At 74.6% G+C, this 15,127-nt stretch carries 14 protein-coding genes and 1 pseudogene; 8 read left to right on the top strand and 7 right to left on the bottom strand.

Features of this window, described 5'->3' with window-relative positions; genetic code table 11:
- Positions 1-501: 501 nt before the first annotated feature.
- Positions 502-890, top strand: a pseudogene (locus tag ACPU2J_RS03955) (transposase); the annotation flags it as partial.
- A 17-nt stretch (positions 891-907) separates the two neighbouring features.
- Here ACPU2J_RS03955 and ACPU2J_RS03950 read toward each other — a convergent pair.
- From ACPU2J_RS03950 to ACPU2J_RS03940, 3 genes are all read right to left on the bottom strand, one after another.
- Positions 908-1,633, bottom strand: coding sequence for a response regulator (locus ACPU2J_RS03950; protein ID WP_420081718.1), 726 nt, complete (start codon positions 1,631-1,633; stop codon positions 908-910).
- Positions 1,634-1,655: 22 nt separating this feature from the next.
- The gene (locus ACPU2J_RS03945; RefSeq protein WP_420081719.1) at positions 1,656-2,378 is read right to left on the bottom strand and encodes an SDR family oxidoreductase; all 723 of its coding nucleotides are present in this window, start codon (positions 2,376-2,378) and stop codon (positions 1,656-1,658) included.
- A 124-nt stretch (positions 2,379-2,502) separates the two neighbouring features.
- A complete protein-coding gene (locus ACPU2J_RS03940) occupies positions 2,503-2,751 on the bottom strand; it encodes a DUF1398 family protein (RefSeq protein ID WP_423832759.1) in 249 nt (82 codons plus the stop codon).
- 345 nt (positions 2,752-3,096) lie between these two features.
- Between ACPU2J_RS03940 and ACPU2J_RS03935 the strand changes: the two genes are divergently transcribed.
- Entirely contained in the window at positions 3,097-3,549 is a 453-nt protein-coding gene (locus tag ACPU2J_RS03935) for a MarR family winged helix-turn-helix transcriptional regulator (protein WP_423832758.1), read from the top strand.
- Between the two features lie 24 nt (positions 3,550-3,573).
- Here the strand turns inward: ACPU2J_RS03935 and ACPU2J_RS03930 are convergent, their stop codons facing one another.
- Entirely contained in the window at positions 3,574-3,966 is a 393-nt protein-coding gene (locus ACPU2J_RS03930) for a TOBE domain-containing protein (RefSeq protein ID WP_365073202.1), read from the bottom strand.
- 87 nt (positions 3,967-4,053) lie between these two features.
- Between ACPU2J_RS03930 and ACPU2J_RS03925 the strand changes: the two genes are divergently transcribed.
- From ACPU2J_RS03925 to ACPU2J_RS03915, 3 genes are read left to right on the top strand one after another with little or no spacing between them, the layout of a single operon-like run.
- On the top strand, positions 4,054-4,959 hold the full coding sequence (locus ACPU2J_RS03925; RefSeq protein WP_423832757.1) for an oxygenase MpaB family protein: 906 nt from the start codon (positions 4,054-4,056) through the stop codon (positions 4,957-4,959).
- 26 nt (positions 4,960-4,985) lie between these two features.
- Complete coding sequence (locus ACPU2J_RS03920) at positions 4,986-7,103, top strand: protein kinase domain-containing protein (RefSeq protein ID WP_423832756.1); 2,118 nt, start codon at positions 4,986-4,988, stop codon at positions 7,101-7,103.
- Complete coding sequence (locus ACPU2J_RS03915; RefSeq protein WP_420081724.1) at positions 7,100-8,698, top strand: phytoene desaturase family protein; 1,599 nt, start codon at positions 7,100-7,102, stop codon at positions 8,696-8,698. The genes ACPU2J_RS03920 and ACPU2J_RS03915 overlap by 4 nt, the downstream gene beginning before the upstream one ends.
- A 20-nt stretch (positions 8,699-8,718) precedes the next feature.
- On the opposite strand, the gene ACPU2J_RS03910 is transcribed toward ACPU2J_RS03915, so the two are convergent.
- Together ACPU2J_RS03910 and ACPU2J_RS03905 are read right to left on the bottom strand one after the other, a co-directional pair.
- Positions 8,719-9,168: a nitroreductase family deazaflavin-dependent oxidoreductase gene (locus ACPU2J_RS03910; RefSeq protein ID WP_423832755.1), complete on the bottom strand. Its 450-nt coding sequence runs from the start codon at positions 9,166-9,168 to the stop codon at positions 8,719-8,721.
- 39 nt (positions 9,169-9,207) lie between these two features.
- On the bottom strand, positions 9,208-10,419 hold the full coding sequence (locus ACPU2J_RS03905; RefSeq protein ID WP_423832754.1) for an FAD-dependent monooxygenase: 1,212 nt from the start codon (positions 10,417-10,419) through the stop codon (positions 9,208-9,210).
- 76 nt (positions 10,420-10,495) lie between these two features.
- On the opposite strand from ACPU2J_RS03905, the gene ACPU2J_RS03900 reads away from it, so the two are divergent.
- Together ACPU2J_RS03900 and ACPU2J_RS03895 are read left to right on the top strand one after the other, a co-directional pair.
- Positions 10,496-11,128 (top strand): TetR/AcrR family transcriptional regulator, encoded by a 633-nt coding sequence (locus ACPU2J_RS03900; protein WP_420081726.1) that lies wholly within the window; start codon positions 10,496-10,498, stop codon positions 11,126-11,128.
- 38 nt (positions 11,129-11,166) lie between these two features.
- Positions 11,167-11,544 (top strand): VOC family protein, encoded by a 378-nt coding sequence (locus ACPU2J_RS03895; protein WP_420081727.1) that lies wholly within the window; start codon positions 11,167-11,169, stop codon positions 11,542-11,544.
- A 67-nt stretch (positions 11,545-11,611) separates the two neighbouring features.
- Here ACPU2J_RS03895 and ACPU2J_RS03890 read toward each other — a convergent pair whose 3' ends face one another.
- A complete protein-coding gene (locus ACPU2J_RS03890; protein ID WP_423832753.1) occupies positions 11,612-13,783 on the bottom strand; it encodes a serine hydrolase in 2,172 nt (723 codons plus the stop codon).
- Between the two features lie 226 nt (positions 13,784-14,009).
- Between ACPU2J_RS03890 and ACPU2J_RS03885 the strand changes: the two genes are divergently transcribed.
- A complete protein-coding gene (locus ACPU2J_RS03885; RefSeq protein ID WP_420081729.1) occupies positions 14,010-15,125 on the top strand; it encodes an NAD(P)H-dependent flavin oxidoreductase in 1,116 nt (371 codons plus the stop codon).
- The last annotated feature ends 2 nt before the right edge of the window (positions 15,126-15,127 follow it).

Here is a 15,127-nt window from a genome sequence, read left to right as displayed (position 1 = left end):
GCCCGTCCCCCGGCTCCCCTTTGCCGGGGCGTACTGACCAGAACCTACCGGGAGCGCCCACGACACACCCGGATGCAATAACGTCCACGAAACGAGAAAGACCAACAGCAGTCTCCCTCTTCGACCTAACCCGTTCATCCCTTCCCGCCCCTCTGACACGCCTAAGCCCCAGGACGTCACCTGGGAGCCACTCAGGCTAGGAACGCAAGCCCCATCCTGTGCCGCTGCCGAAAGGCATGTCTGATTCCGGGTGCCAAGACGGCCGTATCAAGAGCATTGCCGGTGATGACCTGCCACTCAGCAAGGGTGAAACGGCCTGCTCGCTGTGCTACGTGAATTGTTCGGCGAAAGTCGACCTTCACCAGCTCGGCGCGGGCTGCGGAGGGCACTTCTACTTCGGCGACACCAGGAAGGCCGACGCCACGGGCGAACGGGCCGCAGACGGGACCTTCGAGCGGATGCTTCAGGCTGCGCAGGCACGGGCCGACGCGGCTGGTGACATCGGCTGGCTGGTGTCGGCCGAAGATCCACCTGGCTTGCGACGGCTCCGGCCGTCTGCTCGCCTTTGTGCTGACGGGCGGGAACACCAACGAGATCACGGCATCGGCGACAAGGGCTACAGCTCCAGGGTGATCCGCACCTGGTTGCGGAGCCGGGGCATCGCCCACACCATTTCCCAGCGGTTCGACCAGATCGTGAACCGGGCCCGGCGAGGCCGCCTGGGCGGTCGCCCGCCGGCCTTCGACCGCGAGGTCTGCAAGCACCGTAACGTCGTGGAACGGTGCTTCAACCGCCTCAAGGAATGGCGCAGCATCGCCACCCGCTACGACAAGACCGCCCAGTCCTACGAGGCAGCGGTCCCCCTCGCATCGCTCCCGATGCGGCCCTGACGCTTTGACGACTTCTCCTAGGCCCCTCGGCCCTGGCCGCCTCCGTTCCTGTCGCCGTCACCCTGACCGTGTTCGCGCACCTGCGTGGCGATGACCGCGGCCTGCACCCGGCGTTCGACGCCGAGCTTCCCCAGGATCCGGGAGATGTGGTTCTTGACCGTCTTCTCCGACAGGTGGAGCCGTTCGGCGATCTGCCGGTTGGTGAGCTCCTCGCCGATCAGCTTCAGGACCCCCCGCTCCCGCTCCGACAGCAGGGCCGGCAGGTCGTCCCGCGGCTCCGTCCCCGCCCCGGGTTCGCGCAGCGAGCGCATCAGCCGGGCGGTGGTGTCCGGATCCAGCATGGACCGTCCGGCGGCGACCGTCCGTACGGCGCGGGCCAGGTCGGAGCCCTTGATCTGCTTCAGCACGTACCCCGCGGCGCCCGCCATGATCACGTCGAGGAGGGTGTCCTCGTCGTCGAACGAGGTCAGCATCAGACAGGCCAGGGAGGGCATCGCCGAGCGCAGCGCGCGGCAGACGGAAATGCCGTCGCCGTCGGGGAGCCGTACGTCGAGCACGGCGACGTCCGGACGGGGCGCCGGTCCGCGGGCCAGCGCCTGCGCTGCAGTGCCGGCCTCGCCCACCACGCTGATGTCGGGCTCGGAGTCGAGCAGGTCCCGCAGTCCGCGGCGGACGACCTCGTGGTCGTCGAGGAGGAACACCCTGATCGGTGCCCCGGACGGAGACCTCGTCCCCTCGGTCATGACCGCCCCCGTGGGGGAGTTCTCAGGACTCCTGGCCGGTGGCGGCGAGGACGATCTCGCGGACGGTGACACCGGGCGGCTGCCGGTAGGCGTACGCGATGGCCTCGGCCACGACCTGCGGGTCCAGGGCGCCGCCCGCGGACTGCTTCCACGCGTCGTAGTCGCTCTTGATCCGCTCGTCGGTGGTGTGGGAGAGCAGCTCGGTCTCCACCGCTCCGGGCGCGATGGTGACCACGCGGACGCCCGAGGAGGCGACCTCCTCGCGGAGGTTCTCCGACAGCGCGTGGACGGCGAACTTGGTGCCCACGTAGGCGGCGTGGTTGGGGAAGGTCTTGCGGCCGGCGATGGAGCTCACGTTGACGATGGTCCCGGCGCGCCGGGCGAGCATCCCGGGGAGGACCGCGTGGATGCCGTAGAGCACGCCCTTGATGTTCAGGTCGATCATGCGGTCCCACTCGTCGGGGTCCTGGTCCGCGATGCGGCTCAGGAGCATGGCCCCGGCGTTGTTCACGAGGGCGTCGGCGGGCCCGTACTGCTCCTCCGCCTCCCGTACGGCGGCCGCGAGCGCCTCCCGGTCGGTCACGTCGACCTTGCGGCACAGGGTCTGCGGCAGGCCGAGCTCCTCCAGCCGGTCCAGCCTGCGCGCCAGGAGCAGCAGGGGGTGGCCGTGACCGGACAGCAGGCGCGCGGTGGCCGCGCCGATGCCGGAGCTGGCGCCGGTGATGACGATCAGGGGTTCGGGCACGGGCTGCACCTCTCCGACGGCACGATCGGCGGGCACGGACGTGCCCCGGAACCAGGAGAGCACGGCCCGGTCCGGCCCGCCCCCCGGCGGCGCGGGCCGCCGGGGGGCGGGGACGGCGAGCCGGCTACCCGGGGAGGGTGACGGCCGGGTAGTCCTCGCGGTAGGACGCCCCGTCGGCTCCGTGGTAGGTGCAGGTCCGCGCGACGAGATCGACCTCGTACCAGACGACACCGGCCTCCCAGCAGCCCCGGACGAACTCGGGGAAGGCCGTCAGGCCTGCCTGGTCGGCGCGCAGCGCGGCTTCCAGGGCCGCGCGGCCGAAGGGTGGGGCCACCGCGAAGCCGGTGACCAGTGGTTCGCCCTGCACCACCACGTTGCCGTGCTAGGTACAGGAAGGCGTTCGCCGGGACGGCCATGCGGCAGTGGGTGACCCCGGCCTGCCGCAGGCTCTCGGCGAGGTGGGGGAAGCCGCCGACCCGGGGGCGGAGCGCCGCGCCGCGGTCCATCGCCGCCCGGAGGCGGTCGATCGCTCCGGTCCCGGTGGGGCCGTGGCCGGTGGTCGCGTCGGTGGTCGCGTTCGTCATGGTGATCTCCAAGGATTCCGGTGGGGTGCGTGATGTCCGGGGAACGGGTACACCACGCCGGTCTGTCATCATGATGACAAACCGACAACATGTTGTCGAATATGCCAAACGAATGGGATGAGGTGGAGCGGCGGATGGCGGACGAACTGGCCCTGCTGGTGGCCGATGTCTTCGAGGCGGCGGGTGCGCTGCGCCGGGCGGGCGAGGCCCTCGCGGCGGCGGAAGGGCAGACCCAGGCGCGCTGGCAGCTGATGAGCGCGGTCAGCGAGGAGCCCCTGCCCGTGGCGCGGGCGGCCCGCCGCCTCGGCGTCGCCCGGCAGGGCGTCCAGCGCATCGCCAACGAACTCGTGCGGGACGGCCTCGCCGCGTTCCGGGACAACCCCGACCACCGCACCTCGCCCCTGCTCGCCCTCACCGAGGACGGCGTCCGCTCCCTCGCCGCGATCACCGTGCGAGCGGAGGCCGCGCACCGCGTGATGGGGGAGGGGATGCCGGACGAGGACCTCGTCCGGGTGCGCGCACTGCTCCGGTCGCTGACCCGCCGCACGGACGCCTGGACGGACTCCGCGACCTCCCCCACGGAGTAGGCTGCGGCGGGCGCGCGGGCCGGGTCAGTCGCGGTCGACGTGGACGCTGGTGGACTTCACGCGGGCCACGGCCCGCACCCCTACCTCCAGGCCGAGTTCCTCGACGGCTTCACGCGTCAGCAGCGAGACCACCCGGTGCGGGCCCGCCTGGATCTCGACCTGGGCGGCGACCTCTCCGAGCGTCACCGCGGTCACGATCCCGGGCAGCGCGTTGCGGACCGACGTCACCGGCTCGCCCCCGTCCTCCGCGCCCTCCCGCGCGAGCTCCGTGCAGAAGGCCGCCAGGTCCACGCCCTCGACCATCCGCCGGGTCCCCTCCCGCCGTGTCGGGAAGCGGCCCGCGTCGGCCCAGCGGCGGGCGGTGTCGGTGCTGACGCGAAGGAGTTGGGCGGCCTCGCCGATGGTGTAGAGCTGCACGCGGCAACTCTATGCCGCGGACCTTCCCGCCGGGGCCGCCGTCGGTAGGCTGGAAGCGCCGGGGCGTGCGCTACGGGGAGGTGCGGGATGGGGAACAGTGCCGCGGACGGCGCGGACCGGCCCGACCCGGGCCTGTACGGCCCGTCGTCCGTCACCTGGCAGTGCCACGGCGACCCGATGATGTGGATCGCCGGGGTCCGCGCGCTCTACCTCCAGGCCCTCCACCCGCGCGCCGTCCGCGGGGTCATGGAGAACTCGGACTTCCGCAAGGACGCGTGGGGCCGGCTGCTGCGCACCGCCGACTTCGTCGGCACCCTCACCTACGGCACCACCGAGGCCGCCGAACGCGCGGGCGCCCGCGTCCGCGCCCTCCACCGCACCCTGTCCGCCACCGACCCGGAAACGGGCCGGATCTTTCCGGTCGACGACCCCGAGCTGCTGCTGTGGATCCACTGCGCGCAGATCGACAGCTTCCTGCACGTGCTGCGCCGCTCCGGCGTCCCCCTGACCCCCGCCCAGGCCGACCGCTACGTCGACGAGAACCGCGTCAACGCCCGCCTCGTGGGCCTCGATCCGGACACGGTGCCCGCCGACACCGCGCAGCTCGCCGCCTACTTCGGGAAGGTCCGCCCGGAGCTCGCGGCCGGGGCCGACGCCCACGCCGTGGACGACTTCCTGCGCGGCCCGCCGGTCCCACCCCTCCTCGTGCCTGGCCGAAACCTGCTGTGGCGTCCCGTGGTCGGGCTCGCCTACGGGGCCCTCCCCGAGTGGGCGCACCGGCTGTACGGGCGACCCGCCCCCAGCCCGCACCGCGTCACCCGGCGCCTGCGTCTCACCGGACGCGTGCTGCGCAGCATTCCCGCAGGTCTGCGCTGGAAGCTCCCGCCAGGTCACATCTTGAGAGCGATGCGCCGCCTGGGCCCCGGGAGCCGCCCCTCTCCGTACACACTGCGTACATCAGCGGCCATACTGGACCGGCCGGGGAGGGCGTAGCGCGACGACGGGGGCGACTTTAAGACATGGCGGAGTCCAGACTGATCCAGGGCCGGTACCGGTCGCTCGATCTGATCGGGCGCGGCGGCATGGGCGAGGTTTGGCGCGCCCGTGACGAGTCGCTGGGCCGGCATGTCGCCGTGAAGTGCCTCAAGCCGATCGGCGCCGACCAGGACGCCCACTTCACCCAGGTGCTCCGCGAACGCTTCCGGCGCGAGGCGCGCGTGGCCGCCTCCCTCCAGCACCGCGGGGTGACCGTCGTCCACGACTTCGGTGACGACAGCGCCGCGGGCGGCCCCCTCTACCTCGTCATGGAACTGCTCGAGGGCCGCAACCTCAGCCAGCTCATGGAGGACAACGCGACCCGTCCCCTCCCCGTGGACGTGGTCGTCGACATCGCCGAGCAGATGGCCGCCGCCCTCGGCTACACCCACGACCAGGGCGTCGTGCACCGCGACCTGAAGCCGGCCAACATCATGCGGCTCACCGACGGCACCGTGAAGATCTGCGACTTCGGCATCGCCCGCCTCGCGCACGACATCGGCTTCACCGCCAAGCTCACCGGCGGCGGCATGGCCATGGGCACCCCCCACTACATGTCCCCCGAGCAGATCGCGGGCGGCGAGGTGGACCACCGCAGCGACCTCTACTCGCTCGGCTGCGTCCTGTACGAGATCGCGACCGGAGCCCCGCCCTTCGACCTCGGCGACTCCTGGTCGGTGCTGGTCGGCCACCGCGACAACGCCCCGGTGCCGCTGCGCCGGCACCGCCCCGAACTCCCCGGGTACTTCGAGCAGGTGGTGCTCGACCTGCTCGCCAAGTGCCCCGAGGACCGGCCCGGCGACGCCCGCCACGTGCACCGCCGGCTCGTCGAGGCGCGTCTGGGACCGGGCGGGCTGCCCGGCGCGCAGCCCCCGCTGCCGGCCTGGGCCCGCGGGATGACCGCAGGGCGCAAGGCCGGCATCGACGCGCGTCCCGCGAGCGGCGAGTGGGCCGTTCTCACCGGTGCGTGGACGGCCGCGCGCCCCGGCGCCGCTCGGCCCGGCGGCCGACACCCCGCCGCGGGACCCGCCGACCCGGCCGTGCCCGCGGGCGCCACGATCGGCCGGCCGCGCCCCGCCGAGGACCCTCGGCTCACCGCCGTCCACGGCGTTCCGCGCCCGTCCGGGCCGCGCCGGGACGCCCTCGAGGCGCTCGCCGCCGACCACACCCGCGCGCACGCCCTCAGCCGTGCGGGCCGGCCCGAGGAGGCCCTCTCCGCGTACGCCGCCGTGGCCGAGGGACGCGTCCGGGTGCTCGGCGCCGACCACCCCGACACCCTCGCCGCCCGCCAGGAGACCGCGTACGAGATGGGACGGCTCGGCCGGCACCAGGAGGCCCACGACGTCTACCGCGCCGTGCTGGTCGCCCGCGAGCGGTCCATAGGGCCGCTGCACCCCGACACGCTGCGCTGCCGCCACAACCTGGCCTGCGCGCTCGGGGAGCTCGGCCGGTTCGCGGAGGCCCACGCCACCGCCCTCGCGGTGGCCGCGGACCGGGCGGCCGTCCTGGGCGCGGAGCATCCGGACACCCTGCTCACCCGCTACGAGGCCGCGTACGCGCTGGGCCGCCTGGAGCGCTGGCAGGAGGCCCTGGCCGCCTTCCACGACATCGCCGTCGTGCGGGAGCGGGTCCTCGGCCGGGACCATCCCGACACCCTGGCCGCCCGCTACGAGGTCGGCATCGCGCTCGGCCGCACCGGCGACAGCGCCCGGGCCCTGGAGCTGTTCCGGGCCCTGGTCCGCGACCGCACCCGTGCCTACGGCGCCACCGACCCCGAGACGCTCCGCGCCCGGCACGTCCTCGGGGTCAACCTCGGCCGCCTGGAGCGCTGGGAGGAGGCCGTCGAGGAGGCCCGCCGGGTGAGCGGACTGCGGGCCGGGGTGCTCGGCGCCGAGCACCCCGACACCCTGGTCAGCCGCCGTGAGGTCGCCGTCGGCCTGGGCATGCTTGGCCGTTGGGACGAGGCGCTGCCGATCTACCGCGACCTCTCGGGGATCCGCGAACGCTCGCTGGGCGACGACCACCCCGACACGGTGCTGGCCCACGCCGACGAGGCACACTGTCTGGAGCGACTCGGCCAGGTGTGCTACCAAGAGCCATGACAGCCATGAGGGGCTCCCAAGGGTTCGGGCACGACGTGTACGACCACGTGATCGTCGGCGGCGGTCACAACGGCCTGGTGGCCGCGGCCTACCTGGCCCGGGCGGGCCGCTCGGTCCTCGTCCTCGAAAGACTCGGGCACACCGGCGGGGCGGCGATCTCCACCCGCCCGTTCGCGGGCGTCGACGCCCGCCTCTCGCGCTACTCCTACCTGGTGTCCCTGCTCCCGCCGAAGATCGTCCAGGACCTCGGCCTGCGCTTCTCCGTACGCCGGCGCACGGTGTCCTCGTACACGCCGACCGAACGCGGCGGACGGTCCGGCGGACTGCTCGTCGGCGGCGGCGAGCAGCGCACCAGGGAGTCCTTCGCCCGGCTGACCGGCTCGGACCGCGAGTACGAGAGCTGGCGCGACTTCTACGGGACCACCGGGCGGGTGGCCCGCGCGGTGTTCCCGACCCTGACCGAACCGCTGCCGACCCGGGCGGAACTGCGCCGGCGCATCGATGACGACGCCGCCTGGCGGATGCTCTTCGAGGAGCCGCTCGGGCGGGCCGTGGAGGCCCGCTTCGCCGACGACCTGGTGCGGGGCGTGGTGCTCACGGACGGGCTGATCGGCACCTTCGCCGGCGCCCACGACCCGTCGCTCGCCCAGAACCGCTGCTTCCTCTACCACGTCATCGGAGGCGGCACCGGGGACTGGGACGTGCCGGTCGGCGGCATGGGTGCCCTCACGGACGCGCTCGCGGCGGCGGCCCGTTCCGCGGGTGCCGAGATCGCCACCGGGCACGAGGTGCTGCGGATCGACACCGACGGCACGGCCCCCGCCGAGGTCGTCTTCCGCACCGCCACCGGAGAGGGCCGCGTCGTCGGCCGCACGGTGTTGGTCAACGCCTCGCCGCAGGCGCTCGCCGAACTCCTCGGCGGCACCCGGGCCGACGGCGGGGAGCCCGCGCCCGAGGGAGCCCAGCTGAAGGTCAACATGCTGCTGCGCCGGCTGCCCCGGCTGCGGGACACCACCGTCGACCCGCGGGAGGCCTTCGGCGGGACCTTCCACATCGCCGAGGGCTACGCGGAACTCGCCCGCGCCCACGCGGAGGCGAGCGCGGGGGAGCTGCCCTCCGTGCCGCCGTCGGAGATCTACTGCCACTCGCTCGCCGACCCGACGATCCTGGGGCCGGAGCTGGTGGAACAGGGCTACCAGACGCTCACCCTCTTCGGACTGCACACCCCCGCCCGGCTGTTCGAGAAGGACAACCGGCAGGCCCGCGAGGTGCTGCTGACCGCCACCCTGGCGCAGCTCGACGCACACCTGGCGGAACCGCTCACGGACTGCCTCGCCTTCGACGCGGACGGCCGGCCGTGCATCGAGGCGAAGACCCCGCTGGACCTCGAACGCGAACTGCGCCTGCCCGGCGGCCACATCTTCCACCGGGACCTCTCCTGGCCCTACGCGGACGGGGACGTGGCCGGTGGCGGCCGGTGGGGCGTGGAGACGGCCCACCCCAACGTCCTGCTCTGCGGGGCGGGCGCCATCCGCGGCGGCGGTGTCAGCGGGGTCCCCGGGCACAACGCGGCGATGGCGGCGCTCGGGCGCTGAGCCCGGGCGCCGCGGACCGGTCAGGACTCCGGTTCGATGACCACGACCGGGATCTCCCGGTCCGTCTTCGCCTGGTACTCGTCGTACGCCGGCCAGTGACCGACCATCACCGGCCAGAACGCGGCCCGCTCCGCGGAACTCGCCGTGCGCGCCGTGCTCTGGAGGACCCGGGGGCCGACCTGGATGCGGACCTCCGGGTGGGCCGTCAGGTTCCGGTACCAGAGCGGATGGGCGTCGTCGCCGCCCTTGGAGGCGACGACCAGGAAGCGGCCGTCGGCCTCCCCGTAGATCAGGGGCGTGCGCACGGGCCGGCCGGAGACCCGGCCGACGGTGGTGAGCAGCAGGGTCTGCGTGCCGTTCCAGTACTGGCCCTCGGTGCCGCCGGAGGCCACGTACTGCTTGACGTGGTCGAGCTGCCAGCTGCCCTCGCGGGGGTCGGTGGGGTGGTCCCAGTCGATGTCGGTCGTCATGCGCTTGTGCCTGCCTTCGTGTCGGAGGGTCAACGGACCTCATCTGCCCGTGCCAACGACCGCCCGCGCACCGCCCGTACCGTCCGGAAGGGTGAATCCGTCGAAGAGGTCGTCCAGTGCCCGGTGGGCGGCCCGGGCGGGTACGGCGCGGATCGCGAGGTCCCGCAGGGCCACGGCGAGGGGGTGGGTGAGGGCGGCGACGCGGCCGGTGCGGCGGGCCCGCCTGCGGATGCTGTCGGTGCGGGTGTGGCGGGCGGTGGTGTAGGCGGCGAGAGCGGTGGGGATCCGGTGGGCGGGGGTGTCGGTGAGGAGGTGGGCGAGGACGACGGCGTCCTCGATGGCCTGGCAGCCGCCCTGGCCGAGGTTGGGGGTCATGGCGTGGGCCGCGTCGCCGAGCCAGGCGATGCGGCCGTGGTGCAGGCGGGGCAGGGGCGCCGCCAGGTCGTACAGGTCGTGCTGGAGCACGGCCGCCGGGTCGAACCGTTCCAGCAGGGCCGGGACCGGCTCGTGCCAGGTGCCGAAGCGTCGCAGGAGCTCGGCGCGGACATCGGCCGGGCGGTGGCCCGGGGGGACGACCGCGGTCGCGTAGACGTACGTCCGGCCGTCGGCGAGCGGGACCACGCCGAAGCGTTCGCCGCGTCCCCAGGTCTCGGCGGTCGCCAGGCCGCCGGGGCGCGCGGAGGCCGGCAGGACGGTGCGCCAGGCGGTCTCGCCGCTGTACCGGAGCCCGGGGTGCGCGGGGAAGAACGCCCGGCGCAGCGGGCTGTGGATGCCGTCGGCGGCGATCACCAGGTCCGCGCTGCCCTCGGGCCGCCCGGCCGAGGTGTGCACGACCGGGTGGTCCCCGGAAGCGTCCACGGAGGTCACCGTGACGCCGTAGCGGACCGTCCCCGGAGGCAGCGCTCCGGTCAGCGCCTCGGTGAGGGCGGCGCGGTGCACGGCGAGTGGCGGGCCCCCGTACCGGGCGGACAGCGCGGCGGTGTCGGCCCGGCTGAGCCATCGCCCGTCCGGGCGGCGCAGGCCCATCGCGGCCGGGACGGCCCGGCCGGCCGCGGCGGTGAGGTCGAAGCCGATGTGGTCCAGGGCGCGCAGGGCGTTCGGCGCGAGGACGATCCCGGCGCCGACGGCGGCGGGCCCCGGCGCCCGCTCGCACACGGTGACCCGCCATCCGCTGCGGTGCAGCGCCACGGCCGCGGTGAGCCCGCCGATCCCCGCCCCTGCCACGACCGCGTGGCGTCCGACTCCCGACATGGCGCATCCCTCCTGCCCTGGCCCTCTACAGATGTAGAGGATCTCGGGTTTTACTCTACAGCTGTAGAGTGGGCTGATGTCGACCCCCCGCACCAGTCCGCCCGCGGCGGAACGCCGCACGCTCATCGCCGACACCGCCATCGCCCTCGTGGCCTCCGCGGGGCTCCGGGGCCTCACCCATCGCGCGGTCGACGCCGCGGCGGGGCTCCCGGCCGGCAGCACCTCCTACTACTTCCGGACCCGGACCGCCCTGATCGGAGCCTGCTACGAGCGGCTTGCCGCACTCGACGTCGCGGACGTGGACGACGAGGACCGCACCGCGCACGGGCCTGCGGCGCGCGCCACGCCCCTGGACCGGGAGACGGCCGCGGCCGCGCTGGCCGGGCTGCTGCACCGCTGGCTGACGGTGGGCCGCGAGCGCCAGCTGGCACGCTTCGAACTGAGCCTGGAGGCTGCCCGCAACCCCGAGCTGGAGGCCGCCCTCCACCGGGCGGGCCTGACCGCCCGGACCCGCGCCGCGGAGATCGTGGCCGCCCTCGGCGCGGACCGTCCGGCCGAAGCCGCCGAACTGCTCGTGGCCTGGACGGAGGGCGTGCTCTACGACCGGCTGGCGGGCGCGCTCGCCCGCTCCCGTCCGGCCCCCGACCAGGCCGAACTGGCCGCGGTCGCCCGCCGGATGATCGACGCGGCCCTGGCCGCACCGGCCTGAGCCCGCACCCCGGGCGCGCACCGCCTAGGATCCCGGCCATGATCGCTGAATTGCAGTGCGTGGTCCTGGACTGCCCCGAGCCGCGGGTGCTCGCCGCGTTCTACCGGACCCTGCTGGGCGGGGACGCCGACCGGCCCGACCGGCGCTGGTCCGTCGACGAGACCTGGTCGACGCTGCACACGCCCTCCGGCACCGTCCTCGCCTTCCAGTACGCGGCGGACCACCGGCCGCCCGCCTGGCCCGACCCCGCCCGGCCGCAGCAGTTCCACCTGGACCTCGGCGTCCCCGACCTCGACCGGGCCGAGGAACAGGTGCTGACGGCCGGCGCCACGCTCCTGGAACGGGGCGACGACCGGCGCGGCTGGCGGGTGTACGCCGATCCGGCCGGGCATCCGTTCTGCCTGGTCCGCGACTGAGTCAGGCGGCCCCGCGGCCGCCCGGACCCGGGGGCGCGGGGCCGACGCGCCGCCGGGCTGCGGGGGTTCAGTCGCCGGAGCGGCTCCAGCCGACGGCCTCGACCCGGGCCGCGTCGGCCGGTCGGTCCTCCGCGAACAGCAGCCGGGCCGGCTCGGCCACGCGCACGACGTCCACGTACACGCCGCGCCCCACGTAGCGGCCGGCCGCCCGGTGGCGGAAGCGGATCCGCACCTCGCGGCCCGCCCAGGCCGCGGTCAGGGGTGCTTCGAGGCGGTGCCAGATCCGGCCCGACCACCCGCTGACGGACCCCTGCGGCCATTCCTCCGCCGCCCCGCCGGTGGACCGCACGGTCGTGAAGGGCAGCGGCGCCCAGTCCTTCCCGTCGGGCGAGACCTCCAGGTGCAGGGAGCCCTCACCGGGCACGGTGTCCCACCACACCGCGCAGCGCAGCCGGGCGGAGCCCGTCGCGGGGACGAGGGGCGGCAGGGTCAGGGTGCCCGAACCGCCCGGTGCCATCCCCGAGAACCACGCCGCGCCGCCGTGCCGGGTGCGCACGGGCACGGCGCGGGCGAACCGGTTGCCGACGGCGACCCGCGGCGCGCTGCCGGCCCGCCAGGTGCGCACCGGATGGACGGAGTTGCCCAGCAGGATCAGGAAGGAGTCGGTGGAGGGGTCGAGCACCAGGGAGGTGCCGGTGAAGCCGGTGTGCCCCGCCGAGTGCGGAGTGGCCATCGCGCCCATGTACCAGTGCTGGTAGAGCTCGAAACCGAGGCCGTGGTCGTCCCCGGGGAAGGCCGTGTTGTAGTCGGTGAACAGCAGCTCGACGGAGGCGGGGCGCAGGATGCGCCGGCCCGCGTAGGCCCCGCCGTCCAGGAGGGTGCGGGCCAGGACGGCCAGGTCCCACGCGGTGCCGAAGACCCCGGCGTGCCCCGCCACCCCGCCGAGGGCGTACGCGTTCTCGTCGTGGACCTCGCCCCACACCAGACCGCGGTCCAGTCCGGACCAGGGCGGCCGCTGCACCTCGGTGGCGGCGGTGACCCGGCGCCAGGAGGGCGGCGGGTTGTAGCGCGTGCGGTGCATGCCGAGCGGAGCGGTGATCTCGTCGTGGAGCAGGACGTCCAGGGTGCGGCCGGTGATCCGCTCCAGGAGCAGCTGCAGCGCGATGAGGTTCAGGTCGGAGTAGCGGTAGACGCTGCCCGGCGGCTCCTGCGGCCGGACCGACCACAGCAGCCGCAGCCGACCCTCGGGCGTGGACTCCTGATAGAAGGGCGCCCAGGAGCGCAGACCCGAAGTGTGCGTCAGCAGCTGACGGACCGTGACGAGCTCCTTGCCGCCCCCCGTGAACTCCGGCAGGTACCGCCGGACCGGGACCTCCAGCTCCAGCCGCCCGCGTTCCATCTGCTGCACGGCCAGGACGGAGGTGAACAGCTTGCTCAGCGAGGCCAGGTCGAAGACGGTGTCCTCGGCCATCGCGATCCGCTCGGCCGCGGGCAACTCCCGGACCCGGTCGGTCCGTCCGTCGTACTCGGCGTACCGGACGGCGTGGCCCATCGCCCGGTGCAGGGCGACCGTGCGGCCGCGGCCGGCCAGGACCACCGCGCCGGCGTAGTAGGGGCGCTCGGGGGAGGGGCCGAGGAAGCGCCGCGCCTCGTCCGCCACCGCCTCCAAGTGACGCTCCAGCAGGCCCGCCTGGCGTGCGGACCCGTAGCGGAGCCGAAGGCCCTGGAGCGCGCGCCGTTCGGCCGGGCCGCCGCCCGCGGCGCCGGCGGAGCCGGGCAACGCGGCGTGCAGGGCGAGCACCCCGCCGAGCGCGAGGAGCCGCGCCCCGAGCCGCCGCCGCGACACCCCGCGCCGGGGCTCCGCCCTCCCGGCCGGACCGGCGCCCCGGCCCGTGCCGTCCGGGAGCGTGCCGCCCGGGGGCGTTGCTCCGCCCCGGGTCGCCACGCCGCCCGGGCCGGCCGGGGTCGTCGACGCGCCGTCCGGGCCGGGGGTCGCCGTTCCGCCCGGGGTCGCCACGCCGCCTGGGCCGGGGATGGCCGCGCTAGCCGGGGTCGCCGCGCCGTCCGCAGTCGCCGCCCCGCCCCGGGTCGCCGCGCCGGCCGGAGCCGGTTCGGGACCGGCTCCGGTGTCCGTGCCGGATGCGGCCGGTCCGCCGGGCCGCCCCGGGGGTTCGGGGGCGGCCGTCCGTGCCGTGTCCCGACCGTCCCCCACCGCCGTGACCCCCGTGTCCTGTGCCATGTCCGGCCCTCCTGTCCGCCCGATGCCCGTCCTGGCCGTCCGGCCTGTCGGCCCGTCAGCCTGTCAGTCCGGCGGCCGGCCGGACGCCCTCCGCCGCCGCGCCGCGCCCGCAGTGGGTATCTGCCCGCACCCGGGCCGCCCTCCGCACCGGCGCACCCCCAAAGAATCTGACACTGCATCAGAAAACCTCTTCCCTCGCCCGCCGGGCTGCGGCATCCTGCCGCCCATGGAGACGGAGCTGAGCAAGAATCTGGGAGTCGAGCACGCCATCTTCGGCTTCACCCCCTTCCCCGCGGTCGCCGCCGCCATCACCCGCGCGGGCGGGTTCGGGGTGCTCGGCGCCGTCCGGTACGCCGCGCCCGACGACCTCCGGCGCGACCTCGACTGGATGCAGGCGCACACCGACGGCAAGCCCTACGGCCTCGACGTGGTCATGCCCGCCAAGAAGGCCGTCGACGGCATCGGCGAGGCCGACATCGAGGCGATGATCCCGGCCGGCCACCGCGCGTTCGTCCGCGAGACCCTCGCCAAGCACCACGTACCCGAGCTCGACGAGGGCGAGGCCTCGGGCTGGCGGATCACCGGCTGGATGGAACAGGTCGCCCGGAACCAGCTCGACGTCGCCTTCGACTACCCGATCCGGCTCCTGGCGAACGCCCTCGGCTCTCCTCCCGCCGACGTCATCGAACGCGCCCACGACCACGGCGTCCTCGTCGCGGCCCTCGCGGGCAGCGCCAAGCACGCCCGCCGGCACGCGGACGCGGGCATCGACGTCGTCGTCGCCCAGGGGTACGAGGCCGGCGGCCACACCGGCGACATCGCCACCATGGTCCTCGTCCCGGAGATCGTCGAGGCCGTGGCCCCGCTGCCCGTCCTCGCCGCCGGCGGCATCGGCAGCGGGGAGCAGATCGCGGCCGGACTCGCGCTCGGCGCCCAGGGCGTCTGGCTCGGCTCCCTCTGGCTCACCACCACCGAGGCCGACCTGCACTCCCGCGCACTCACCGAAAAACTGCTCGCCGCCGGCTCGGGCGACACCGTCCGCTCGCGCGCCCTCACCGGCAAACCGGCCCGCCAGCTCCGCACCGAGTGGACCGACGCCTGGGACGACCCGGCGGGCCCCGGCGCGCTGCCCATGCCGCTCCAGGGACTGCTCGTGGCCGAGGCCGTCTCCAGGATCCAGAAGTACGAGGTCGGGCCGCTGCTCGGCACCCCGGTCGGTCAGATCGTCGGCCGGATGAACACCGAACGCAGTGTCCGGGCCGTCTTCGACGATCTCACCGCAGGTTTCGAGAGGGCGATCGACCGCATCAACCGCATCGCCGGCCGCATCCGAGAGGCGTGAGC

The sequence above is a fragment of the Streptomyces manipurensis genome, from assembly GCF_049570255.1.
Taxonomy (GTDB): Bacteria; Actinomycetota; Actinomycetes; order Streptomycetales; family Streptomycetaceae; genus Streptomyces; species Streptomyces manipurensis.
The sequence above is the reverse complement of the archived record's forward strand: the minus strand, read 5'-3'. Positions and strand labels throughout refer to the sequence as shown.